Origin of the sequence: [Ruminococcus] torques ATCC 27756 (genome assembly GCF_000153925.1) — a bacterium.
Lineage (GTDB): Bacteria > Bacillota > Clostridia > Lachnospirales > Lachnospiraceae > Mediterraneibacter > Mediterraneibacter torques.
On sequence record NZ_DS264358.1, the window covers coordinates 89024 to 114398 of the forward strand.

At 43.9% G+C, this 25375-nt stretch carries 17 protein-coding genes; 8 read left to right on the top strand and 9 right to left on the bottom strand.

Translation table 11 applies throughout. The features are described from left to right. Window positions 1-26: 26 nt before the first annotated feature. The 4 genes from RUMTOR_RS07855 to RUMTOR_RS07870 form a co-directional block, all read right to left on the bottom strand. A complete protein-coding gene (locus RUMTOR_RS07855; protein WP_004846857.1) occupies window positions 27-770 on the bottom strand; it encodes a DeoR/GlpR family DNA-binding transcription regulator in 744 nt (247 codons plus the stop codon). 222 nt (window positions 771-992) lie between these two features. Continuing rightward, a complete protein-coding gene (locus tag RUMTOR_RS07860; protein WP_004846859.1) occupies window positions 993-2909 on the bottom strand; it encodes a PTS fructose transporter subunit IIABC in 1917 nt (638 codons plus the stop codon). Between the two features lie 211 nt (window positions 2910-3120). Further along, window positions 3121-4029, bottom strand: coding sequence for a 1-phosphofructokinase (pfkB, locus tag RUMTOR_RS07865; RefSeq protein ID WP_009243623.1), 909 nt, complete (start codon window positions 4027-4029; stop codon window positions 3121-3123). Window positions 4030-4289: 260 nt separating this feature from the next. Continuing rightward, window positions 4290-4865 carry an HD domain-containing protein gene (locus RUMTOR_RS07870; protein WP_004846865.1) on the bottom strand — a complete coding sequence of 192 codons (576 nt, stop codon included), beginning with the start codon at window positions 4863-4865 and terminating at the stop codon, window positions 4290-4292. Between the two features lie 188 nt (window positions 4866-5053). Between RUMTOR_RS07870 and ymfI the strand changes: the two genes are divergently transcribed. Together ymfI and RUMTOR_RS07880 are read left to right on the top strand one after the other, a co-directional pair. Continuing rightward, window positions 5054-5785, top strand: coding sequence for an elongation factor P 5-aminopentanone reductase (gene ymfI / locus RUMTOR_RS07875; protein WP_004846869.1), 732 nt, complete (start codon window positions 5054-5056; stop codon window positions 5783-5785). A 129-nt stretch (window positions 5786-5914) separates the two neighbouring features. Next, on the top strand, window positions 5915-6784 hold the full coding sequence (locus RUMTOR_RS07880; protein WP_009320113.1) for an N-acetylmuramoyl-L-alanine amidase: 870 nt from the start codon (window positions 5915-5917) through the stop codon (window positions 6782-6784). A 107-nt stretch (window positions 6785-6891) separates the two neighbouring features. Here RUMTOR_RS07880 and spoVG read toward each other — a convergent pair whose 3' ends face one another. The 3 genes from spoVG to RUMTOR_RS07895 are packed head-to-tail and all read right to left on the bottom strand — an operon-like array spanning window position 6892 to window position 9614. Then, entirely contained in the window at window positions 6892-7173 is a 282-nt protein-coding gene (gene spoVG, locus RUMTOR_RS07885) for a septation regulator SpoVG (protein ID WP_004846875.1), read from the bottom strand. Between the two features lie 51 nt (window positions 7174-7224). Then, the gene (glgD, locus tag RUMTOR_RS07890) at window positions 7225-8343 is read right to left on the bottom strand and encodes a glucose-1-phosphate adenylyltransferase subunit GlgD (protein ID WP_004846876.1); all 1119 of its coding nucleotides are present in this window, start codon (window positions 8341-8343) and stop codon (window positions 7225-7227) included. Then, the gene (locus tag RUMTOR_RS07895; protein ID WP_004846879.1) at window positions 8340-9614 is read right to left on the bottom strand and encodes a glucose-1-phosphate adenylyltransferase; all 1275 of its coding nucleotides are present in this window, start codon (window positions 9612-9614) and stop codon (window positions 8340-8342) included. The genes glgD and RUMTOR_RS07895 overlap by 4 nt, the downstream gene beginning before the upstream one ends. Before the next feature lie 320 nt (window positions 9615-9934). On the opposite strand from RUMTOR_RS07895, the gene murC reads away from it, so the two are divergent. The 6 genes from murC to RUMTOR_RS07925 all read left to right on the top strand — a co-directional run bounded on the left by murC (window position 9935) and on the right by RUMTOR_RS07925 (window position 17155). Continuing rightward, window positions 9935-11311 carry a UDP-N-acetylmuramate--L-alanine ligase gene (gene murC, locus RUMTOR_RS07900; RefSeq protein ID WP_004846882.1) on the top strand — a complete coding sequence of 459 codons (1377 nt, stop codon included), beginning with the start codon at window positions 9935-9937 and terminating at the stop codon, window positions 11309-11311. 574 nt (window positions 11312-11885) lie between these two features. Continuing rightward, complete coding sequence (locus tag RUMTOR_RS07905) at window positions 11886-13076, top strand: DnaD domain protein (protein ID WP_009243031.1); 1191 nt, start codon at window positions 11886-11888, stop codon at window positions 13074-13076. 47 nt (window positions 13077-13123) lie between these two features. Further along, window positions 13124-14122 (top strand): ATP-binding protein, encoded by a 999-nt coding sequence (locus RUMTOR_RS07910; protein ID WP_004846885.1) that lies wholly within the window; start codon window positions 13124-13126, stop codon window positions 14120-14122. Beyond that, window positions 14122-15306 (top strand): ribose-phosphate pyrophosphokinase, encoded by a 1185-nt coding sequence (locus RUMTOR_RS07915; RefSeq protein ID WP_004846887.1) that lies wholly within the window; start codon window positions 14122-14124, stop codon window positions 15304-15306. Before RUMTOR_RS07910 ends, RUMTOR_RS07915 begins: the two co-directional genes overlap by 1 nt. Before the next feature lie 45 nt (window positions 15307-15351). Next, on the top strand, window positions 15352-16455 hold the full coding sequence (locus RUMTOR_RS07920; RefSeq protein WP_004846890.1) for a sensor histidine kinase: 1104 nt from the start codon (window positions 15352-15354) through the stop codon (window positions 16453-16455). After that, window positions 16448-17155 carry a response regulator gene (locus RUMTOR_RS07925; protein WP_004846892.1) on the top strand — a complete coding sequence of 236 codons (708 nt, stop codon included), beginning with the start codon at window positions 16448-16450 and terminating at the stop codon, window positions 17153-17155. Before RUMTOR_RS07920 ends, RUMTOR_RS07925 begins: the two co-directional genes overlap by 8 nt. A gap of 473 nt (window positions 17156-17628) precedes the next feature. Here the strand turns inward: RUMTOR_RS07925 and rpoC are convergent, their stop codons facing one another. Then, window positions 17629-21378: a DNA-directed RNA polymerase subunit beta' gene (gene rpoC / locus RUMTOR_RS07930; RefSeq protein WP_004846898.1), complete on the bottom strand. Its 3750-nt coding sequence runs from the start codon at window positions 21376-21378 to the stop codon at window positions 17629-17631. A gap of 17 nt (window positions 21379-21395) precedes the next feature. Next, window positions 21396-25259, bottom strand: a complete 3864-nt coding sequence (gene rpoB, locus RUMTOR_RS07935) for a DNA-directed RNA polymerase subunit beta (RefSeq protein ID WP_004846900.1) — start codon at window positions 25257-25259, stop codon at window positions 21396-21398. Between the last annotated feature and the right edge of the window lie 116 nt (window positions 25260-25375).

Here is a 25375-nt window from a genome sequence, read left to right on the forward strand (position 1 = left end):
CTGTATGACCGGCTCTTAGAATCGTCTTATCTGCACACGATCAGCCGTTCATTTTCTTTATATCCGTCTACTGTTTCTTCCGTCAGTATCACACTGCCGGAAAAGGGAGCAAACGTCACGGCGCTTATATTGCCGAACTTTGTACTGTCGGCAAGAATATACGACTTTTGACACTGTTGTACCGCCGTTTGTTTCACCTGCGCTTCTCCTACGTCCGGAGTCGTAAACCCTTCCTCTTTCGTAATACCGTTTGTTCCGAAAAATCCTTTTGTGAAATGATATTTTCTTAAAAGTTCTATTGCCTGCGCTCCGACAACAGCCTCAGTCGAACTTTTCAATTCACCCCCTATAAGTAAAACACGATTTCCCTGAGCCGCCAGACGCTGCGCGTGTGCGACTGCGTTCGTTACAAACGCCGCCCGTTTCTCTGCCAAAAATTCTACCATATAGCCGACTGACGTTCCCGCATCAAGATAAACAAAATCATTGTCTCCGATCATATCTGCCGCATATTGTGCGATTTTGATCTTTTCCTCTTTCCTGACGTTCACTTTTTGTGCCACTGTCGGTTCTTTCATCTCATAAGTATGCTCGGCAGCAACCGCTCCGCCAAACACTTTCGTCAGCTTCCCCGCCTTATCAAGCGCAGTAATATCCCTCCTTGCCGTGGATTCCGAAATTCCGAGATCTTCTGTAATTTCAGCTACTGTAATACTTTTCTTTACTTTCAGCCGTTCTAATATCCGTTCAAACCTTTGCTCTGTTAACATAATGCCCTCTGTGCATATAATAAACTATACTATATGTTCTTTCTCTTTTTCCAATACGAGGGTCATCTTTCAATCTATATTTTTTGATGACCCTCGTATTTACTATTTGACACTATTCTATCATTTTTTCACTTTATATGCTTCACTTTTTTTTGCTTTTTCTTATTTTTCTGTTTCCCGCTGAGGACAAACAGTTTTTTATTCTTTATATTTTTATACTTTTTAAGCTTTCTTTTTCAATACTCCGAGCAGCAATGCCGACACAACTGTTCCCGCAACAAGCGCGATCAGATATTGAAGCGGATTTCCTACAACCGGGAATACGAAGATTCCGCCGTGCGGCGCCATCAGCGTACAGTTAAACGCCATGGAAAGCGCTCCTGCAACCGCCGATCCTGCGATACAGGCCGGGAGCACATGAAGGGGATCAGATGCAGCGAACGGGATCGCTCCTTCTGTAATGAAAGCAAGACCCATAATAAAGTTTGTCGGACCTGCGTCTCTTTGTTCTTTTGTAAATTTGTTTTTAAAGAGCATTGTCGCAAGCGCGATCGCGCACGGCGCCGTCATTCCTCCGACCATAACCGCCGCCATAATGTCATAATTTCCCGCCGCGATAGACGCAGTGCCGAACACATATGCCGCCTTATTAAACGGACCTCCCATATCGATCGACATCATTCCTCCGACGATCATTCCGAGAAGGATCTTGCTCGTTCCGCTCATGCTGGAAAGTCCCGCATTCAAAGCGGTGTTGATGCCTCCCATAACCGGTTCGACCGCAAACGTCATCAGTAATCCCATGATCAAAATACCAAATACCGGATACAATAATACAGGCGCGATTTTCTCGACTGCTTCGGGCAGCTTGCCGCACACTTTTTTCAGACCTACGATAATGTATCCTGCCGCAAATCCTGCTACAAGCGCTCCTAAGAATCCTGATTTTCCGCCTGCTGCGATCATTCCGCCTACAAATCCGACTGCAAGCGCCGGACGATCTCCGATCGCCATCGCGATGTAGCCCGCAAGCACCGGAAGCATAAATCCAAACGCAACTCCTCCGATCTGTTTAAACAAAGCCGCAGCCGGCGTGATCGTACCAAAAGCCGCTCTTTCATCCGCCGGAAGAGAATTAAGGTCGATACTTAAACCGTCGATCAAAAATGCGATCGCGATCAGGATTCCTCCTCCTACTACAAACGGAAGCATATGAGAAACGCCGTTCATAAGCTGTGTATAAATTTTATGTCCGATTCCTCCTGATTTTCCTGACGAAGACACCGCTGTCGAAGAGGACGTTTCGTTTCCGCTGTGATATACAGGAACGTTGCCGGACATTGCCTGATCGATAAGCTGAGGCGCTTTACTGATTCCGTCTGATACCTGACAGATGATCACTTTCTTTCCGTCAAAACGATCCATCGGAACTTGCGCGTCTGCCGCTACAATAATACAGTCCGCTTCTTTGATCTCTTTCTCTGTAAGAACGTTTTTCGCTCCGCCCGAGCCTCTCGTCTCGATCTTCACGAAACAATCTTTTTCCTTCGCCGCTTTCTCAATACCTTCCGCCGCCATATAAGTATGGGCAATTCCTGTCGGACAGGACGTTACGGCAAGAATTTTAAATCCGTTTGCAGAAGCTTCGTTCATATCTGCAAGACGCTCGTCAATATCGCCCTGCTCCGCATCTGCCTTATCGATAATATCAAGAAATTCATCGGCGCTTTTTGCATTTCTCAGCGCATCGGCAAATACTTCATCCATCATCAGTACCGACAGCTTGCTCAACACGTCCAAATGTACGTTATCTTTCGTATTCGGCGCTGCGATCAAAAACATCAGCGTAACCGGCTGTCCGTCCAATGCGTCGAATTCTACTCCGTCTTTTACTACCATTGCCGCAAGACCCGGTTTCGTTACCGCATCACATTTTCCATGAGGAATGGCAATTCCTTCTCCGATTCCTGTGGTGCTTTCTTCTTCTCTTGCGTATACTTGTTCTCTGTATGCTTCACGGTCGTTGATCTTTCCGCTTGCAACCATAAGATCAATAATCCTGTCAAGCGCTTCACTTTTCGTTTTCGGAGTCTCGTTTAACGAAATACTCCTTTTATCAAGCAGATCTGTGATCCTCATTCTCAAAACCTCCTGTTCATCTTCGTTTTCTTCCGTTTATTTTTTTGCTTATTTGCTTCTGTTTATTTATGTTTGATTCTGTTTGCTTATGTTTGGCTCTGTTTGTTTCTTTCTAACTCTGTTTGTTTCTATTTATTACTGTTTACTTCTGTTTGTTTCTGTTTACTTTTCTTTTCTGCTTACATCTTTACTGTACATAGTTCGTTTTTATTCATTTTGAAACCTTTTCGTACAGATCCATGATTTCTTCTTTTGTTGCAAGATATTCAGAAAATGCACTTGCACTTCCTGCGGATACCCCCATATAAAATGCGTGTCTATAATCTTTCTTCTCGATCCATCCTGCCGTAAATCCGGCAACCATGGAGTCGCCTGCACCTACTGCATTTACCAAAGTTCCTTTTGGCGCCGGAGCTTCATACACACTGCCGTCTTCCGCTACGAGTACCGCGCCTTCACCTGCCATAGAGATCAGAACGTTTCTCGCGCCCTGCTTTTGAAGTTTTTTCCCGTAAGGAATCACCTCTTCTCTTGTCGTCAGTTTGACATCGAACAATTCTCCCAGTTCATGATTATTCGGCTTGATCAAAAACGGCTTGTATTTTAATACATTAATAAGCAAATCTTTTGTAGCGTCTACAATAAACGTTACATTTTTATGCTGAAGCCGTTCCATGATCGTACTGTACATGTCCGCCGGCATCGACGCCGGAATGCTTCCCGCAAGAACAAGAATATCTCCCTCTCCCAAAATATCCAGTTTCCTCAATAGTTCTTCGATCTTCTCTTCGCTTATTTCCGGCCCTGAACCGTTAATTTCCGTACCGTCAATATTTTTCAGTTTCAGATTGATCCGTGAAATCCCACTGTCGATCTTAATAAAATCAGAACGGATTCCCATCGCTTCTACTTCTCTGATAATCTCTTCTCCCGTAAATCCTGCCGCAAATCCAAACGCTGTACTGTCAATTCCGAGATTCATTAAAATTGTCGATACATTGATTCCCTTTCCTCCGGGAAGGATCAATTCCGAATCCGTCCGGTTCGTAAGTCCAAGCTGAAAATCATTTACAGAAACGATATAATCCAAGGACGGATTAAATGTAACTGTATAGATCATCTCCATTCCTCCTTTTCTTTTTGCGTCTTTTTGTTTTCTTGATGTCATTATATAATCATATTCAGTCAAATTCAATCATAATAATTCACATAGTTTTCATTTTATTTTCGTTGAATTTGCACAAATATAATCTTTTTTGACTTATTTTGACCGAATTAAATATAATAACCGGACAGAACACAAATATTTATCTGCATTCTGCCCGGTTATTTATAGTTATTTGTATTCATTTATATCTGAGCAAACAGATCTCTGTCGCGTCAGACATCCTGCTTGTCCCATGACATGTCTATCTCAGACGATCCGAAATTTTTCTCGATCAAACCGCAATACTCTTTATACTCTTCCTCTTCGGAAAAGTTTTCTTTTAAAGCGTCCCGAACCCCTTTATAATACCACTCCAACGCCGCTTTGCTTTTCATCCGAAAACGCTCCCATAACTTCTCTCCTACAACCGGATAATCTCTGTCGATATCCCGCATATTTGAAAGCTTATCTGCAAGACCGATCAACTGTACTTCTCTTTGTGCGTCTTTTAATCTGGCGATCGTCGCGCTCTTGCGTTCTTTCCAGCTAAGCGTCTTATCCTCACTTTCCTGCGCTACAAGCTCTGCAACTCTGTCTCCGAAACGGAGCTTCAAAACGTCTTTTGTAATCCCCCTGCAGTCTTCAATCGTATCATGCAGCACCGCCGCACATATCACTTCTTCATCATCTGTCATTGCCGATACAATCTCTGACACCTCTATCGGATGAACAATATAAGGTTTCTTCGTACCTTTTCTCAACTGTCCCTCGTGTGCCTTTGCCGCAAATTCGATCGCCTCATTTATCATACCGCATCCTCCGCTTTCTTAATTTTCGCACAATTCACTTTTCTCGATAAATTTATTTATAAATTTTAGCACAACCGTAATCTAAGTACAAGACAATTACGACGTTCAGCTTTTCCTCATTTGCGCCTCTTAATTTTTCCTGATATACTGTTCTCTGACAATCAATTATTTTGAAAGGTACGAAAACAATGAAGAAAAAATATGTCCTTATCACCGGATCTTCCAGAGGAATAGGGCGCGCCTGCGCCGTCGCCTTTGCCAAAAACGGTTATCATGTATTTATAAATTGTAAAAACTCAGTCGAACAACTGGCTGAAACCGAACATGAAATTCTTGCTTCCGGCGGCGGCTGCACAGCTCTCCCCGGCGATGTAAGCGATCCCGACGTTGTCCGCAGCATATTTTGCAAAATAAAAAAAGTCTGCCAAGGCGTTGATGTCCTCGTCAACAATGCCGGAATTTCCCATTTCGGCTTATTAAGCGATCTTTCCGACTCGGAATGGAAAAATCTGATCGACACAAACCTTTCTTCTGCATTTTACTGCTGCAGAGAAGCTATCCCTCATATGGTATCTGAAAAATGCGGGAAAATCATCAATATTTCTTCCATGTGGGGAACGGCGGGCGCTTCCTGTGAAGCCGCTTATTCTGCTTCCAAATCAGGACTCCACGGCCTGACAAAAGCTTTGGCAAAAGAGCTTGCGCCAAGCGGCATTTCGGTAAACGCCGTTGCCTGCGGCGTCATTGACACAGATATGAACTCCCGCTTAAATGAAGAAGAAAAAAATATGCTTTGCGAAGAAATTCCCGCCGGCAGATTCGGAACTTGTGAAGAAGTTGCAAGGACAGTCCTTGCCCTTGCCGAAAGTCCCGCCTATCTCACCGCACAGATTATAGGCATTGACGGCGGATTTTTATAAACAAAGCACAAAATGGATCAATCCCGAAAGTACCAAAAGGCACATTCCGGGATTGATCCATTTTGTAACATTACTTATCTGAGCGCATATTTTATATAGATCAGATAAAAAATTCAGGAGGATATTACTTTGCCGTACTCAATCATGCTTGACGCCGGACATGGGGGACGCGATCCGGGAGCTGTATACAACGGAAGACAGGAAAAGATCGATACACTTTCTCTTACACTTGCCATCGGACAGATTCTGCAGGAGCGGGGAATCGATGTTCTCTATACACGCACGACAGATATTTACGAGTCGCCTTATCAAAAGGCAATGGAAGCAAATGAAGCCGGAGTCGATTTTTTCATCTCTATCCATCGTAATTCTTTTCCGCAAGATAACGCTGTCTCGGGAGTCGAATCTCTTGTCTACGACAAATCCGGCATTAAACTGGAGATGGCGGAAAATATAAACGAACAACTTGAGGGGATCGGTTTTGTAAATCTCGGAGTAAAAGCCCGCCCCGGGCTCGTTGTCCTCCGACGCACAAAAATGCCTGCGGTTCTTGTCGAAGTCGGATTTATCAATTCTGACACGGACAACATGCTCTTTGACGATAACTTCAGCGATATCGCCCTTGCCATAGCTGAAGGCATCCTCGATACACTCGGCATCAATACCCCTGTTGTTCCTCTTCCGGATGAAAATGAAGCTCCGGTCGCTCCGCTGCCTGATGAAAACACATATCCTGATGATGCCTTTCCTAATGAAGACAACGTTCCTGTCGTTCCTCTTCCGCCTCGCTACACAGTTCAAACAGGCGCATTTCGTAATCCCCTGTATGCCGAACGACTCCGCCGGGAGTTGTCCGAACTTGACTTTCCTGCCTCTGTCGTCGAGGGAAACGGATTATACCGAGTCATGGTAGGCGTTTTCCCCACACTTCACGATGCGGCAGAAACAGAACGTCGGCTGCGAAGCGCCGGTTATCAAACAGTCATCGTCAGCCAATAAATAAAACTAAAACGTACCCTAATGATCCGACACGCTTCTTGATATGCGTTTTCTTTTATTAGGGTACGTTTTATATTTCATATTATCAGGTATCTATCATACATTATCTATGGATTTTCCCCATCCGGCTCTTCTGCTAATGCCTGCTCATATTTTTCTAAAATCATAGACTGAATCCGTTCTCTCGTATTAGAATTGATCGGATGTGCAATATCTCTGTACTCACCGTCCATTGCTTTTTTACTTGGCATGGCAATGAACATTCCTTTCTCTCCTTCTATAACTTTAATGTCATGAACAACAAATTCATCGTCGATCGTAATGGATACAACCGCTTTTAATTTTCCCTCTTTCGCAACTTTTCGCACTCGTACATCTGTGATCTGCATAGGTTCAGATCTCCTTTCTTTTCTGCCTTTTCGGAGTATTACGCCGCTTTTTTACAATGCGTAACGCTCATTTTTCTCTACTACAACTTCTACGCCGTTTTCTCCGACGTATCTTGTATTCGCTCTTATTGTATCCCTGCTCTCTACGATACAATTTTCGATATATGTATTATCTCCCAGATATACATCATTCAATATAATTGAATTTTTGATCACACAATTATTACCGACAAATACTTTTTTAAAGATAACGGAATTTTCAATCGTTCCGTTTACGATGCTTCCGCTTCCGATAAGACTGTTTTTCACAACTGCGCCCGGATTATATTTTGCAGGCGGCTGATCGCTTACCTTTGAATATACGCTTGGAAGCTCTCTGAAAAAGTAGTTTCTTACTTCCGGTTTCAGGAAATCCATATTTGTCTTATAATACGCATCTACCGTTGAGATATTATTCCAATAACTGTTGATCTTATATCCGTATATTTTTTTCAGATTTTTATAACGAATCAAAATATCGTTTACAAAATCATGTCTTTCATCTTCCGCACAATGCTCGATCAGATCGATCAGTTGTCTTCTGCGGAGAACATAAATTCCTGTTGAAATCGTATGCGAATGAGCCACCATCGGCTTTTCTTCAAACTCTTCGATCCTTGATTCTTCATTCATGCGAACCGTTCCAAATCTCGTGGCATCTTCTCCCGGTTCAAGATCCTTGCACACAACCGTTATGTCTGCTTTCTTCGCAATATGATACTCAAGCACTTTATTATAATCCAGCTTATAAACCGCATCACCAGAAGTAATGATCACATATGGTTCATGACATTTTTTCAGGAAATCCAGATTCTGGTAAATGGCATCTGCCGTTCCTCTGTACCAATATCCGTTGTCAGCCGTAATCGTAGGCGTGAACACGAACAATCCTCCCTGTTTCCTTCCGAAATCCCACCATTTTGATGAGTTCAGATGCTCGTTCAGCGATCTGGCATTGTACTGTGTCAGCACGGCAACTTTCTGAATATGAGAATTTGTCATATTGCTGAGTACAAAATCAATCGCACGATAGCTTCCCGCTACCGGCATCGCAGCCACCGCTCTTTTTGCAGTCAGCTCGCGCATCTTCCTGCTGTTTCCTCCTGCCAAAATAAGTCCTACTGCTCTCATACTCTCTCACCTGCCTTTATCAAGGTTTCGCCGCTTGCAAGTACGCCGTCCTCATAATCTTCCGCCGCTGTCACTCCGCTGATCGCAGTATTTTTTCCGATCTGCACGTTTGACGGAATCACAGAGTTCTCGCCGATCGTAGCAAGTCCTCCACTGTAAATGTTCGGTTTCATCTTGTTCGGCACATCGCTTCCGATTCCGATCACAACATTATCTCCGATTACCGTATCTTCTGCTATGATCGCCCTGTCTATCACACAGTTCTCTCCAATCGTTACTCCCTGCATAATAATCGAATCACGAACGACACTTCCCTTTCCGACGCGCACTCTTCCGCCTAAAACCGAATTATGCAGTTCCCCGTACACCTCTGTTCCGTTGCTGATAATACACCGATCTACCACTCCGTCCTGCGCAATATACTGAGGTGGGATATTCGCGCTGTTCGTATAGATCTTCCAGAATTCTTCATATAAATTAAATTCAGGGATAATATCAATCAGTTCCATATTGGCTTCCCAGTACGAACTCAATGTTCCTACGTCTTTCCAATAACCGTTATATTCATATGCAAAAAGCCTGTCCCCTTTGTCGTGACAATACGGAATAATATGTTTTCCGAAATCACAATTCGGTTGATCTTTCAACTTGATAAGAGCTTCTTTTAACACCGGCCAGCTAAAGATATAAATACCCATCGACGCCAGATTACTGCTTGGTTTTTCCGGTTTTTCTTCAAACTCTTTAATCCTGCTCTCATGATCAGTAACAACGATGCCGAACCGGCTCGCCTCTTCAATCGGAACAGGCATTGCCGCGATCGTCACATCCGCATGATTCGCTTTGTGAAAATCAAGCATCACTTCGTAATCCATTTTGTAAATATGGTCGCCTGAAAGAATAAGAACATAATCCGGATTATACGTCTCCATATAATCAAGATTCTGATAAATCGCGTTTGCCGTACCGGTGTACCATTCACTGTTAGAACTCTTCTCATAAGGAGGAAGTATCGATACACCTCCGACATTTCTGTCTAAATCCCACGGAATTCCTATTCCGATATGAGTATTCAGCCTCAGCGGCTGGTACTGAGTCAGCACTCCTACTGTATCAATTCCTGAATTAATACAGTTACTCAGCGGAAAGTCGATAATACGGTATTTTCCGCCAAATGCTACGGCAGGTTTTGCGACTTTTGCTGTAAGAACCCCCAATCGACTGCCCTGCCCGCCTGCTAAAAGCATTGCAATCATCTCTTTTTTAAACATTACGTCACCTCATTTCTAGTTAGATATATTTATTATATCATATTTTCATGTTTATCCAATCATTTTTTACAATTTTTTCTTTAACATTTTTAACTTTTTGTTTATTTCGCACAAAAAGAACTTCTTTCAATTTTTTGCATATATAGTATAATATAGTAGGTTATGATATTTTATGACTAATTTTTAAAAAACGATTGTTACACATAGAAATAACGGTGCATTTTAATTGTAACAGTTCAGCTATACAGCGCGATTTTACGAATGGCGCAGACGAAACTGTTACTTTCAACCCATTTAGGTGAAAGAAAAGAGGAAGCATTATGTATAAAATTGATTTTAACGAACCGATCCATATCCATTTTATAGGAATCGGCGGTATCAGCATGAGCGGACTTGCGGAAATCCTTTTAAAAGAAGGATTCACTGTATCCGGCTCCGACACAAAGGAATCTCCTTTAACGAAGAAACTGGTTTCTGAAGGCGCTCATATTATCTATGGTCAGAAAGCGGAAAATATCACACGGGATATCGGTTGTGTCGTTTACACTGCGGCAATCAATCGAAATAATCCTGAACTGATCGAAGCAGTTGCGCTGAAAATTCCGATGCTGACCCGCGCAGAACTGCTCGGACAGCTTATGAAAAACTACGATACGCCGATCGCAGTTTCCGGAACTCACGGGAAAACAACGACAACGTCCATGATCTCTCATATTTTACTGGAAGGAGATCTCGACCCGACGATTTCAGTCGGAGGTATTTTGAAGGCGATCGGAGGAAATATCCGTGTCGGAAATTCAGGTACGTTTATTACGGAAGCATGTGAATATACGAACAGTTTTCTTCATTTCTTCCCAAAAATCAGCGTAATCCTTAATATCGAAGAGGATCACCTCGATTTCTTCAAAGATCTGGAAGATATTCGTCATTCATTTCATCAGTTTGCGGAACTGCTTCCTGAAGACGGAACTCTTATTATCAATGCCGAGATCAAAGATTATGCCGAGATATACGAAGGTCTTTCCTGCAATGTCGTGACATACGGAACAAACGGATGTTTTGATTACAGCGCGAAAAATATTACTTATGACGAAAACGGACATGTCGCATTTGACTTGTTCCGCCGCGGTGAATATGCGGATCATATCCAGTTGTCGGTAACAGGCGACCATAATGTTTCAAACGCTCTGTCCGCCATTGCCGTTGCTGATATTCTTGGTCTTTCTATAGATATCACTAAGAGAGGATTGTTGTCTTTTACAGGAACAGACCGCCGTTTTGAATATAAAGGGGAATTTAACGGAGTAACTGTTATTGATGATTATGCACACCATCCGACAGAGATTCTTGCCACATTAAAAGCAGCGCAGCACTCTTTGCACAACAGTGTGTGGTGTGTATTCCAACCTCATACTTATACAAGGACAAAAGCGTTCTTCCATGAATTCGCAGAGGCGCTCTCTCATGCAGACCACCTCGTACTTGCCGATATCTTTGCTGCAAGAGAAACAGATACTCTCGGCATCTCCTCGGCAGATCTGGCGAAAGAAACCGAAAAACTCGGAACAGATACGCACTACTTCCCAAGCTTTGCACAGATTGAAGCATTCCTGAAAGAAAACTGCCGTCCCGGTGATCTGCTCATCACAATGGGAGCCGGAGACGTTGTTACAATCGGTGAAAATCTGCTAAAATAAACATCGTAGAAGCTATTTTTAAGTTCTCCACATAGTTATCTACAAAAAAGAGCAAGTTACCAACAAAAAAGCCCTTTTTTACCCGGCAGTAAAATGATACTATATAAGAAACACCTGACAAAAGCGGATTCCATGTCCGCTTTTTGTTAACCCCAGTTCAGCCCATCTCCGTGCTTGTAAGCATAAGTCATACTCGTATGACTTTGCGAACAAGTACCGAGATGGAGTGAGCGCCTTTTCATGAGCAAACCGCGGCAGCGCCGCTTTGAGTCCGCAGGACGTGTTTGCGATTGGCGCGGGCTGAACTGGGAGACTCCCTATACGGCGAGCGCCTTTTCATGAGCAAACCGCGGCAGCGCCGCTTTGAGTCTGCAGGACGCGTTTGCGATTGGCGCGGGCTGAACTGGGAGACTCCCTATACGGCGAGCGCTTTTTCATGAGCAAACCGCGGCAGCGCCGCTTTGAGTCCGCAGGACGCGTTTGCGATTGGCGCGGGCTGAACCGGGAAAAACGCGGCAGCGCCGCTTTGACCTTCACAAAACACTTAAGAATAATGAAACAGGATGGAGTAAGTATGAAAACACTGACATTAAAAAATAAATTTCAGACAAACGCGACGCTGCTGCCAAACGATTTTATCGACAATTACATGGTCAATGCCAACGGCGAATTTATAAAAGTATATCTTTTTCTTCTGCGGCATGCCGAAGACGACAATCCTGCGCTGACACTTTCTATGATTGCAGATTGTCTCAACAATACGGAAAAAGACATCTTGCGGGCGCTTAGATATTGGGAATCCGAAGGACTGCTCCGATCAGAATATGCGGCGGACGGAAAAATCACATCTCTCGAACTGCAAAGTTTTGCATGTGCATGGACTCCTCCCGCGTCCCGGAATACCGATTCTCCTGCCGGAGGCATTGCGCCGCAGACTGTCCGCTCCACGATACAAAATGTGTCCGACCGGAATCTTCCTTCTCAGCCTCAGTCAGATATTTCTTTATCTGCAGGTCTGACAGATCCGGTTCACTCTATACATAATAAAGAAGGGCTGCACACAGCTTCACGCCAGACAGCATCCGCTTCAAATGCATCCATTCAAAAAGCCGTCGCTATTGACGAATTTCGGGCACAAAAAGAAATAAAATCTCTCCTCTTTATTGCAGAACAATATTTGGGAAAAACATTAACACATACTGAAATGGAGACAATTACTTATTTTTATGATACACTGCATATGTCGGCAGATCTGATTGAGTATTTGATCGAATCTTGTGTAGAAAACGGACATAAAAGCATCCACTATATCAAAAAGGTCGCTTTTTCATGGGTCGAAGAAGGAATCGAGACAGTCTCTCAGGCAAAAGAGCAGTCTATGCTCTATTCCAGAAGCTGCTACACTGTACTGAATGCGTTCGGTATCAAAGGCAGAGGACCTGCTGCCTCAGAACTTGAATTTATCAAAAAATGGTCTGAGCAGTATGCATTTTCCTCTGACATTATCGCAGAGGCGTGCAGACGCACGATTACCTCTACACACCAGCCGAGCTTTGAATATGCCGATTCTATTCTGACAAAGTGGCATGAACACAATATCCGTCACTTAAAAGAGATCTCGGCGCTTGACGAAGCTCATCAGAAACAGAACTCTGCCGTAAGAACTGCCGCGCGGCAAAAACCTGTAACAAAGAATCTGAACAATTTTGAGCGCCGCAGTTACGATATGGAATCACTTGAAGAACAACTGCTGAAAAGCAATTAACAAAACGATTATCATTGAGCCAGACGGCAAGTAGAAGGAGTATCTCCATGGCACTTAAAAATTCACAATATTATGCACTGATGCGGGAGTACGAACAAACCAGATTGAAAAATCACGATCTTCAAATGAAGCGTTATGAAGAAGTTTACAAAAAACTTCCGGAATTCAAATCACTGGATGAATCGATTTCCATCCTTTCAGTGCAGTATGGCAAAAAAATGCTAAACGGCGATCCGAAAGCATTGTCTTCTCTCAAAGAAGAGCTTGCAATCCTGCGGCAGAACAAAAAGAACCTTCTTACTTCTGCCGGATTTCCCAAAGATTATCTGGAACCGATCTACGATTGTCCCGACTGCATGGACACCGGATATATCGGAAACGAAAAATGTCACTGTTTCAAACGCTCCGTTATTGAGCTTTTATATGAACAGTCCAATATCAAAGAATTTCCGACAGAAGCATCTTTCGACTATTTTGACCTTGATTTTTATCCGGCTTCCCAGTATGATAAAACAACGGGAAAAAACGCCCGCGCTATGATGGAAGAGACATTAAATATATGCCATCGCTTTATAAATAACTTCGGAAAGGAATTCAACAATCTCTTTTTCTATGGGAGCGTCGGAGTCGGAAAAACTTTCCTTTCCACCTGTATCGCCCGCGAAATCATGGAACGTGAATTTTCGGTTCTCTATTTCTCGGCGCCGCAGCTTTTCAGTGTACTTACGCAGACAAAATTTGACCGCAATGACGTCGATTCAAAAAATATGAATGACTATATATTCAACTGTGATCTTCTGATCATTGATGATCTTGGAAGCGAGTACACAAATGCGTTCATTGCCGCACAGTTTTTTACATGTATCAACGAACGTCTCATTCACAAGAAATCAACGATCATCTCAACAAATCTTTCTCTTGAATCGCTTGCCAATCTTTATACCGAGCGCTCTTTCTCGAGAATCACAAGCAGCTATGCATTGTTAAAGATAATCGGTGATGATATACGAATCAAGAAAAAATTAAAAAATAGGGAGGTACATTAATGTTACGCCGAACAGAACGAATTTTGGAAAATATTCCGGTAGGAAGTCTTGGTCTTATTTCCCTCACGGGATGTGAAGAACTGGGAAAGAAAGTAGATGACTATCTTGTAAAATGGAGACACGAAAGCGGAAATGCTTTTCGCGACGATATTGCATTTTCGGGATATGAAAAAGATTCTTATCTTCTTGATGCCCGCGTTCCGCGCTTTGGCTCAGGAGAAGCAAAAGGAGTTCTCGGAGAATCCGTTCGCGGAAAAGATCTGTATCTTATGGTAGATGTATGTAATTACAGCATTACTTACTCTCTTGCGGGAAAGACAAATCACATGTCTCCTGACGATCATTTCCAGAACTTAAAGAGAATTATCGCTGCCATTGGCGGAAAAGGACGACGTATCAATGTTATCATGCCGTTTTTATATGAGAGCCGTCAGCACAAAAGAAGTTCCCGTGAATCACTCGACTGCGCTCTTGCTTTGCAGGAACTTGTACGCATGGGAGTTGAAAACATCATTACTTTTGACGCTCATGACCCACGTGTACAAAATGCGATCCCGCTGAGCGGATTTGAAACAGTTTCTCCGACATATCAGTTTATAAAAGGGCTTCTGCGCAATGTCAAAGACTTACAGATCGACGCAGATCATATGATGGCGATCAGTCCTGACGAGGGCGGAACAAACCGTGCCGTATATCTTGCCAACGTACTTGGCCTTGACATGGGTATGTTCTATAAACGCCGCGATTACACAAAGATTGTAGACGGACGTAATCCGATCGTTGCTCATGAATTCCTTGGCTCTTCCGTAGAGGGAAAAGATGTCATCATCATCGACGATATGATTTCTTCAGGCGACAGCATCATAGATGTCGCTACGGAACTGAAACAGCGTAAAGCAAACCGGATTTTCGCTGCGGCTACATTCGGTCTGTTTACAAACGGTATGGAGAAATTCGACAAAGCATATGAAGACGGTATTATTCACGGTATCCTTACGACAAACCTGATCTACCAGACACCGGAGCTTTTGTCTAAACCATATTACATCAACTGTGATATGAGCAAATATATTGCTCTTATCATCGATACATTGAATCATGACGGATCTCTTAGTTCTATTTTAAGTCCGAACGAAAGAATCCAGCATGTTCTTCAGAAATACAAAAACGGAGAGCCGGTCTAAGACCGCTCTCCATGCTTTTTTCATACTTTAAGCGAATAAATTACTATGAACAGACAAAACAACAAAACAGAACGAAAAAAAACGATTTCTGACACACTATTTACAGCTTTCATGCTCTTCACTGCGACTGCTGTCTCTTTTTGTTTCTTTCACTTAGGAAATAAAAATTCAGCAAACATCACTGTGATCTATACGCTTGCGCTCATTTTGACCGCTCTTAAGACGTCCGGATATGTATACGGCATTGTCGCCTCTTTATTCTGCGTCATCGCCGTTAATTTCCTTTTTTCTTATCCATTTTTTAAATTTAATTTTTCATTGGACGGATATCCTGTCACGTTTATCGGGATGCTCGCGATCACACTAATCACAAGCGCAACAACAACTTCTTTAAAACAACATCAAAAAGCCGCTGCGGAACGAGAAAAAGCGCTGGCAGAAGCTGATAAAGAAAAACTGCGTGCAAATCTTTTACGTGCCGTATCACATGATCTGCGAACACCACTCACAAGTATTATCGGCTCTTCCTCTTCTTATTTGGAAAACGGATCAGATATGACCGAATATGAACGAACCGAACTTGTATCAAATATTAAAGAGGATTCTGAATGGCTGCTGAATATGGTCGAGAATCTTCTTACGATCACGCGCATAGACAACAACTCTCAAGACAAAGTGAAGAAGTCTCCGGAAGTCGTCGAAGAAGTCGTTTCAGAGGCTATACAACGGCTCAGAAAACGGCTTTCGGACGTCCGTATCAAAGTCCATATGCCGAATGATTTTCTTATGATTCCCATGGACGCCACATTAATCGAACAGGTTCTCATTAATCTTCTGGAAAATGCTTCCGTTCATTCTGAAAGTACGGAAGAGATCGATCTGATCATTACACAGACAAAAGAGTGTGTTTCTTTTTCTGTCCGTGACTACGGAAAGGGAATCGATCCCGAACAGCTTCCTTATATATTTGAAGGTCAGCGCAGTTCCGGAAAAAATTCAGACCACCATAAAGGAATCGGAATCGGTCTGTCAATCTGTAAGACGATCATAGAAGCTCATGGAGGGAAATTAACCGCTGTCAATCACAAACACGGCGCCGAATTTATTTTTACACTTCCAAAAGAAAAGGAGGTTGAAGCAAATGCCTAAATTTTCAGTCTTAATCATTGAAGATGAAAAAAATATACAAACTTTCATGGGAAAGGTTTTAAAACGTCATGACTATCAGGTTCTTTATGCCGATACCGGTAAGCAAGGACTGGAAATGATCCGTTCCCGATGCCCGGATCTTATCCTTCTTGATCTGGGACTTCCGGACATGGACGGCTGTTCTATTATCCGGGACGTCCGTACATGGGCAAGTACTCCGATCATCGTTATTTCCGCCCGCACTGCCGAACGGGAAAAGGTTGCGGCTCTTGATCTGGGTGCTGATGATTATATTACAAAACCATTCGGAACTTCCGAGCTTCTTGCACGGATCCGCGCTTCCCTCAGACACAGCAATCGTCTGCTCACTGACAGCACCTTCTATATCCGTCCTTACCGACATAAGGATTTAATACTTGACTTTTCCAAACGGCTGCTCACGATTCGCGGCAATGCTGTCCATCTGACTCCGATCGAATATAAGATTGTAGCATATCTGGCGCAAAATTCCGGAAAAGTCATTACATATGCATCGATTCTTTCAAATGTATGGGGACCTTACGCTGATAATGACAATAAGATTCTTCGTGTCAACATGGCCAATATCCGCCGAAAAATCGAAGAAGATCCCGCACAGCCTCAATACATTTTTACCGAAGTCGGAGTCGGCTATCGTATGGCTGAAGATGAAGATGAGTAAATGTTAAAAACCCGCTAAGGTTTTTGCCGCTTTATTCCATTTTACACTTTGCTCCTTTAAAATAGAGACTGATTTGTTTTTATTTCATTTGTTTTGCACAGAAAATTATTTTTTTGTGTAAAACCGCAAAATTTATTTTAAGGAGTGACCTACAATGAATATCGGTTTAATTTTACTTATGCTAATCGGAGGCTCTGTCGGAGTTTTTTCTACACTCTACATTCTGATCAGCCTTCCTGTCATAATTTTTCTGAAGATTTATCGAAAAATTCGATTCGGAGCTTCTCTTTATGATTAAATAAAATCAATGATTTTCTTATCTTATGCATGTTTTTTACAGAGCTGAACAAAAAACTCCGTATACGTCACCGGGTTTTATCCCGAATCTGTATACGGAGTTTTTATTTTATCTTATTCTTTGTCTTTCTTGTTTATTATTCTTGCACTTTCTTGCTTAGCAGAACAATGATCTTTTATTCTTCTGTGACAAAAGCCTCTTCATCATCTGCTTCTTCTGTATCCATCACTTCATCCGTCAACGCTGTCTCTTCGTTTTCCAAACTTTCATTTACTGCATCTGCGCTTACTGCCTCAGCGTTTTCCACTTCTGCATTCTCTCCTTCTGCGCTCTCTTCAGTTTCAAGTTCCTCTGCCAGCATCGCTTCTGCTCTGGCATCTGTATTTAACGCTACGTCACGATATTTTTTCATACCCGTACCCGCCGGAATATGTTTACCGATAATTACGTTTTCTTTCAGACCGACAAGATGATCGACTTTTCCTTTGATTGCCGCTTCGGTAAGAACTTTCGTTGTTTCCTGGAAAGATGCGGCTGAAAGGAAGGAATCTGTAGCAAGTGAAGCTTTCGTAATACCAAGCATGATCTGCTCGCCTATAGCCGGCTCTTTTCCTTCTTCTTCAAGACGCTCGTTTACTTCATTGAATTCAAGAACGTCAACCATTGTTCCCGGAAGGAATTCTGTATCACCCTTCTCTTCGATGCGGACTTTCTTCAACATCTGGCGAACGATAACCTCGATATGCTTATCGTTGATCTCAACACCCTGCAGACGGTATACTCTCTGCACTTCCTGAAGCATATAATCCTGAACGGCTCTAAGACCTTTGATCTTCAGAATATCATGCGGATTTACACTACCTTCCGTCAGTTCGTCTCCGGCTTCAAGCATCACGCCGTCCTGTATTTTAATACGAGAACCGTACGGGATCAAATACGCCTTTGATTCGCCTGTCTCATCATTTGTAACGATGATCTCACGTTTCTTCTTCGTGTCGGAAATCATTGCGCGTCCGGCAAATTCCGTGATGATCGCAAGACCTTTCGGCTTTCTCGCCTCGAAAAGCTCCTCGACACGCGGAAGACCCTGTGTGATATCGTCACCGGCAACTCCTCCTGTATGGAACGTACGCATTGTAAGCTGTGTTCCCGGCTCACCGATCGACTGGGCAGCCACAATACCAACTGCTTCTCCGACCTGAACCGCTTCTCCTGTCGCCATGTTTGCTCCGTAACATTTTGCACATACGCCGTTCTTACATTTACATGTAAGGATCGTACGGATCTTCACTTTCTTCAGTGACTCGCCGTTCTCATCCACGCCTTTTTTCATAACGCGTTCCGCGCGGCGCGGTGTGATCATGTGGTTTGCTTTTACGAGTACATTTCCGTCTTTATCTTTGATGTCCTCACAGGAATAGCGTCCTGTAATACGCTCCTGAAGGCTCTCAATCTCTTCATTTCCATCCATAAATGCAGATACATACATTCCCGGAATCTCTTTTCCTTCTTCTGCACAATCAGAATCATGGATAATCAATTCCTGAGATACGTCTACAAGACGTCTCGTCAGGTAACCTGAATCGGCTGTACGAAGAGCCGTATCTGACAGACCTTTACGAGCACCATGAGCAGACATGAAATATTCAAGTACGTCAAGACCTTCACGGAAGTTTGATTTGATAGGCAACTCGATCGTACGTCCTGTCGTATCTGCCATAAGTCCACGCATACCTGCAAGCTGCTTGATCTGCTTATCAGATCCACGGGCTCCAGAGTCAGCCATCATAAAGATGTTATTATATTTATCAAGACCTGTCAGCAGAGCCTCTGTCAGCTTATCATCGGTTGCTTTCCAAGTTTCGACAACTTCTTTATAACGCTCTTCTTCTGTTATAAGACCACGTTTGTAATTCTTTGTGATTTTATCTACGGTATTCTGTGCTTCCTCGATCATCTGAGGTTTCTGCGGCGGCACCGTCATATCTGAAATTGATACAGTCATAGCCGCTCTTGTAGAGAATTTGTATCCGATTGCCTTTACATTGTCAAGCACTTCCGCTGTTTGTGTTGCTCCGTGAGTATTGATTACTTTTTCAAGAATCTGTTTCAACTGTTTCTTTCCGACATGGAAATCAACCTCGAGAAGCAGCTCGTTTCCTTCTACCTCTCGATCTACGAATCCAAGATCCTGCGGAATAATCTCATTAAACAAAAGACGTCCGAGTGTCGCATCGATCGTTCCTGTCTTCTCAGTTCCGTCCGGCATCATTCTAGTTACACGAACTTTGATTCGCGAGTGGAGCGTAATATATCCGTTCTCATATGCAAGAATTGCTTCGCTCATGCTCTTAAAGAACATTCCTTCGCCCTTTACTCCCGGTCTTTCCTGCGTCAGATAATAAATACCGAGAACCATATCCTGTGAAGGAACCGCCACCGGTCCTCCGTCAGACGGTTTCAGCAGGTTGTTCGGTGAAAGAAGCAAGAAACGGCACTCTGCCTGAGCTTCCTGTGACAGCGGAACGTGTACCGCCATCTGGTCACCGTCGAAGTCGGCATTGTACGCTGTACAAACGAGCGGATGGAGCTTGATTGCCTTACCTTCTACAAGAATCGGCTCAAATGCCTGGATACCGAGTCTGTGAAGCGTGGGGGCGCGGTTAAGCATAACCGGATGTTCCTTGATCACTTCCTCAAGAACATCCCAAACTTCCGGCTGAAGTCTCTCTACCATTTTCTTTGCATTTTTTATATTATGTGCTGTTCCGTTTGCCACAAGTTCTTTCATAACAAACGGTTTAAACAGTTCGATTGCCATCTCTTTCGGAAGACCGCACTGATAAATCTTAAGTTCCGGTCCTACGACGATAACAGAACGTCCCGAATAGTCGACACGTTTTCCAAGCAGGTTCTGACGGAAACGTCCGGATTTACCTTTCAGCATATCTGAAAGTGATTTCAGTGCTCTGTTTCCCGGGCCTGTAACCGGACGTCCACGGCGTCCGTTGTCGATCAAAGCGTCTACCGCTTCTTGAAGCATACGTTTTTCATTTCTTACAATAATGTCCGGCGCTCCAAGCTCAAGCAGTCTTTTCAGACGATTGTTTCTGTTAATGATTCTTCTGTACAGATCATTCAAATCACTTGTCGCAAAACGGCCTCCGTCAAGCTGTACCATAGGACGAAGATCCGGCGGAATAACCGGAATTGCAGAAAGGATCATCCATTCCGGACGGTTGCCCGACTCACGGAACGCCTCAACAACTTCAAGGCGTTTCACGATTCTCGCTCTCTTTTGACCTGTCGCATTTTCCAACCCTGCCTGAAGTTCTGCATATTCTTTTTCAAGATCGATGCTTTCCAGAAGTTCTTTGATTGCCTCGGCTCCCATGCCTACGCGGAATGAGCCGCTGCCCCACTTCTCTTTCTGTTCCTGATACTCTGTCTCAGAGAGAATCTGTTTATACTGAAGATCCGTCTCTCCTTTGTCGAGAACAATGTATGAAGCAAAGTAAAGCACTCTTTCCAATGTTCTCGGAGAGATATCAAGGATCAATCCCATACGGCTCGGAATTCCCTTGAAATACCAGATATGAGACACCGGAGCGGCAAGGGCGATATGCCCCATACGCTCACGACGCACACTTGCCTTTGTAACCTCGACGCCGCATCGGTCACAAACAACACCTTTGTAACGGATCTTTTTATATTTTCCACAATGACACTCCCAGTCTTTGCTCGGTCCGAAGATTCTCTCACAGAACAGTCCGTCTTTTTCCGGTTTTAATGTTCTGTAGTTGATCGTCTCCGGCTTTGTAACCTCACCTCTTGACCATTCCATGATCTTTTCCGGTGAAGCCAGACCGATCTTGATCGCGTCAAATGTTAACGGTTGATATTGTTGTTCATTATTGTTTGGCATATATTTGGATCCTCCTCTTATTCTTCCTCATAATCGGAATACTCGTCAAACTCAATGTCCACCGGGGCATCATCATCCGGCTCTTCCTCAGGTTCAACATCCTCGAGTTCCTCGCCTACAAACTCCTTCTCACTAAATCCGTGATCACCGAAAGATTCATTCTCATCACGGTACTTTCTGTCTCCTTCGATAATGTGACGCAGATCTGTCTCGCCGTAATCTACGTTCTCCATAATCTCTACTTCTGTATTGTCATCACGCAGGACACGCACATCCAACGCAAGAGACTGAAGCTCTTTTAAAAGCACCTTAAATGACTCCGGAATACCCGGTTCCGGTATATTTTCTCCTTTGATGATCGCCTCGTAAGTCTTCACACGACCTACAACGTCGTCGGACTTCACTGTCAGGATCTCCTGCAGTGTATAAGATGCGCCGTACGCCTCCAGCGCCCAAACTTCCATCTCTCCGAAACGCTGTCCGCCGAACTGTGCTTTACCACCGAGCGGCTGCTGCGTAACGAGGGAGTAAGGACCTGTAGAACGCGCATGGATCTTATCATCTACAAGATGGTGAAGTTTCAGGTAGTGCATGTGTCCGATTGTTACCGGACTGTCGAAATACTCACCTGTACGTCCGTCTCTCAAACGCACTTTACCGTCTCTTGAGAGCGGAACGCCTTTCCAAAGGTTTCTGTGTTCTCTATTGTCAGACAGGTACTGCAATACTTCCGGAAGAAGCTCCTGTCCATGCTTTTTCTCAAACTCTTCCCACTCAAGATTGACATAATCATTTGCCAGATCAAGAGTATCCATAATGTCGATCTCGTTTGCTCCGTCAAAGACAGGCGTAGAAATGTTAAATCCAAGAGCTTTCGCCGCAAGACTCAAGTGGATCTCAAGCACCTGTCCGATATTCATACGAGACGGCACACCAAGCGGATTCAAAACAATATCCAGCGGGCGCCCGTTCGGAAGAAACGGCATATCCTCTACCGGAAGCACACGGGAAACGACACCCTTGTTACCGTGACGTCCGGCCATCTTATCTCCTACAGATATCTTTCTCTTCTGCGCGATGTAAATTCTGACCGCCTGATTTACCCCGGGTGAAAGCTCGTCGCCGTTTTCTCTTGTAAATACTTTCGCATCTACAACGATACCATACTCACCGTGCGGCACTTTCAAGGATGTATCTCTTACTTCACGGGCTTTCTCTCCGAAAATCGCACGGAGAAGTCTCTCCTCAGCCGTAAGCTCTGTCTCTCCTTTCGGAGTTACTTTTCCGACGAGAATATCTCCGGCGCGCACTTCCGCACCGATACGGATGATTCCTCTCTCATCAAGGTCTTTCAACGCATCATCGCCGACGCCCGGAATATCTCTCGTGATCTCTTCAGGTCCGAGTTTTGTATCTCTTGCCTCTGCCTCATATTCTTCGATATGAACAGAAGTATAAACATCATCCTGTACAAGTCTCTCACTCAGAAGAACAGCATCCTCGTAGTTATAACCTTCCCATGTCATAAAACCGATGAGCGGGTTCTTACCAAGAGCCATCTCTCCGCCTGATGTAGACGGTCCATCTGCAATAACCTGTCCTGCCGCAACAACGTCGCCTTTATTAACGATCGGACGCTGATTGTAACAGTTACTCTGGTTGCTTCGCTGGAATTTTGTCAGCTTATAAGATGTCTTCTTGCCGTCTTCTTCGCGGACAACGATCTCTTTTGACGTAGAGCTTTCTACTGTTCCCGCCCGTTCTGCGACAACACATACTCCCGAGTCAACGGCAGCTTTTACTTCCATACCCGTACCGACTACCGGAGCCTCTGTCGTCAGAAGCGGAACTGCCTGACGCTGCATGTTCGATCCCATAAGAGCACGGTTGGCATCGTCGTTTTCAAGGAACGGAATCAGAGCCGTAGCGACTGAGAATACCATCTTCGGAGAAACATCCATGTAATCGAACTTGCTTCTCTCGTATTCCTGTGTTTCCTCTCTGTAACGACCGGATACATTTTTATGAATAAAGTGGCCTTCTTCATCAAGCGGTGTATTCGCCTGTGCCACATGATAATTGTCTTCTTCGTCAGCTGTCATATAAACAACTTTTTCTGTAACGACCGGATTTTCCGGATCAGACTTATCAATCCAACGATATGGCGCTTCAACAAATCCATACTGATTAATTCGCGCATATGTTGCCAAAGAGTTGATCAGACCGATGTTCGGACCTTCAGGCGTCTCGATCGGACACATTCTTCCATAGTGTGAATAATGTACGTCTCGAACCTCGAATCCGGCGCGATCTCTGGAAAGACCTCCCGGTCCAAGTGCGGAAAGACGTCTCTTATGTGTCAGCTCTCCAAGCGGGTTGTTCTGATCCATAAACTGAGACAACTGAGAAGAACCGAAGAACTCTTTCACCGCTGCCGTCACCGGTTTGATATTGATCAGTGACTGCGGGGAAATTCCTTCCTGATCCTGTGTCGTCATACGCTCACGGACAACTCTTTCTAATCTTGAAAGACCGATTCTGTACTGATTCTGGAGCAATTCTCCTACTGCGCGGATACGGCGGTTACCCAAATGGTCAATGTCATCATCCGTTCCCATGCCATATTCAAGATGCATATTATAGTTGATGGACGCGAGGATGTCCTCTTTTGTAATATGCTTCGGGATCAAATCGTGAATGTCACGTTTGATCAACGCTTTCATCTCTTCGATGTCTCCTGCGGACTCTTCGATAATCCCCGCCAAAACCGGATAATATACCTGCTCCGTAACACCTACTTCTTCAGGATCGATATCTGTAACAGCCTGAAGATCTACCATCATATTAGAAAGGATCTTGATGTTTCTCTCTTCATCTTCACCTTCTACCCACAGATAAGGAACGGCATTGTTCTGGATCTTATCTGCAAGTTCACGAGTAATCTTCGTACCTTTTTCAGCAACTATCTCTCCCGTAAGCTGACTCACCGCATCCTCTGCAAGTATGCAGCCTGCAATACGGTTTTTCAGCATCAGTTTCTTATTGAATTTATAACGTCCAACCTTTGCGAGATCATATCTTCTCGGATCAAAGAACATGCTGTTGATCAGACTTTCCGCGCTGTCTACTGCAAGCGGCTCGCCCGGGCGGATCTTCTTGTACAGTTCCAAAAGACCTTCCTGATAACTCTCCGCAGTGTCCTTTGTAAAGCTTGCAAGGATCTTCGGCTCTTCACCGAAAAGATCAACAATCTCTGCATTCGTTCCGATACCAAGTGCACGGATCAGCACTGTGATCGGAACTTTTCTTGTACGATCGACGCGCACATAAAAAACGTCGTTGGAGTCTGTCTCATATTCAAGCCATGCGCCTCGGTTTGGGATCACTGTAGATGAGTACAGTTTCTTTCCGAGTTTATCATGAGCAATGCCATAATAAATTCCCGGAGAACGCACGAGCTGACTGACGATAACACGCTCTGCACCGTTGATAACAAATGTACCCGTCTTTGTCATCAGCGGAAGATCTCCCATAAAAATCTCATGCTCGTTAATCTCATCAGTCTCTTTATTGTGGAGACGGACTCTCACTTTTAAGGGAGCAGCATAAGTCGCATCGCGCTCTTTACACTCATCGATCGTATATTTCACATCGTCCTCGCAAAGTGTGAAATCTACGAATTCCAGACTTAAGTGTCCGCTGTAATCAGCGATCGGGGAAATATCGTCGAACACCTCTTTGAGTCCTTCGTCAAGAAACCATTGATAGGAATCTTTTTGAACTTCAATGAGGTTAGGCATCTCCAATACTTCTTTCTGCCGTGAGTAACTCATGCGGAAACTTTTTCCGGTTTTAATGGGACGGATTCTGTTTTTCTCCATTGACGTTTCACTCCTCTATCATTTTTTCAATCATTCCTCTTTCGTTGTCCGCATCTCCTTTGTCGGACAACATCGAATGACCTGAATCTTTACAAACGGGACTTCTCTTGCATCTC

What these genes read in the sequence shown, in the direction of transcription:
- RUMTOR_RS07855 (WP_004846857.1), bottom strand. Translation starts at nt 770, where the DNA reads ATGTTAACAGAGCAAAGGTTTGAACGGATATTAGAACGGCTGAAAGTA.
- RUMTOR_RS07860 (WP_004846859.1), bottom strand. Translation starts at nt 2,909, where the DNA reads ATGAGGATCACAGATCTGCTTGATAAAAGGAGTATTTCGTTAAACGAG.
- pfkB (WP_009243623.1), bottom strand. Translation starts at nt 4,029, where the DNA reads ATGATCTATACAGTTACATTTAATCCGTCCTTGGATTATATCGTTTCT.
- RUMTOR_RS07870 (WP_004846865.1), bottom strand. Translation starts at nt 4,865, where the DNA reads ATGATAAATGAGGCGATCGAATTTGCGGCAAAGGCACACGAGGGACAG.
- ymfI (WP_004846869.1), top strand. Translation starts at nt 5,054, where the DNA reads ATGAAGAAAAAATATGTCCTTATCACCGGATCTTCCAGAGGAATAGGG.
- spoVG (WP_004846875.1), bottom strand. Translation starts at nt 7,173, where the DNA reads ATGCAGATCACAGATGTACGAGTGCGAAAAGTTGCGAAAGAGGGAAAA.
- glgD (WP_004846876.1), bottom strand. Translation starts at nt 8,343, where the DNA reads ATGAGAGCAGTAGGACTTATTTTGGCAGGAGGAAACAGCAGGAAGATG.
- RUMTOR_RS07895 (WP_004846879.1), bottom strand. Translation starts at nt 9,614, where the DNA reads ATGTTTAAAAAAGAGATGATTGCAATGCTTTTAGCAGGCGGGCAGGGC.
- murC (WP_004846882.1), top strand. Translation starts at nt 9,935, where the DNA reads ATGTATAAAATTGATTTTAACGAACCGATCCATATCCATTTTATAGGA.
- RUMTOR_RS07905 (WP_009243031.1), top strand. Translation starts at nt 11,886, where the DNA reads ATGAAAACACTGACATTAAAAAATAAATTTCAGACAAACGCGACGCTG.
- RUMTOR_RS07910 (WP_004846885.1), top strand. Translation starts at nt 13,124, where the DNA reads ATGGCACTTAAAAATTCACAATATTATGCACTGATGCGGGAGTACGAA.
- RUMTOR_RS07915 (WP_004846887.1), top strand. Translation starts at nt 14,122, where the DNA reads ATGTTACGCCGAACAGAACGAATTTTGGAAAATATTCCGGTAGGAAGT.
- RUMTOR_RS07920 (WP_004846890.1), top strand. Translation starts at nt 15,352, where the DNA reads ATGAACAGACAAAACAACAAAACAGAACGAAAAAAAACGATTTCTGAC.
- RUMTOR_RS07925 (WP_004846892.1), top strand. Translation starts at nt 16,448, where the DNA reads ATGCCTAAATTTTCAGTCTTAATCATTGAAGATGAAAAAAATATACAA.
- rpoC (WP_004846898.1), bottom strand. Translation starts at nt 21,378, where the DNA reads ATGCCAAACAATAATGAACAACAATATCAACCGTTAACATTTGACGCG.
- rpoB (WP_004846900.1), bottom strand. Translation starts at nt 25,259, where the DNA reads ATGGAGAAAAACAGAATCCGTCCCATTAAAACCGGAAAAAGTTTCCGC.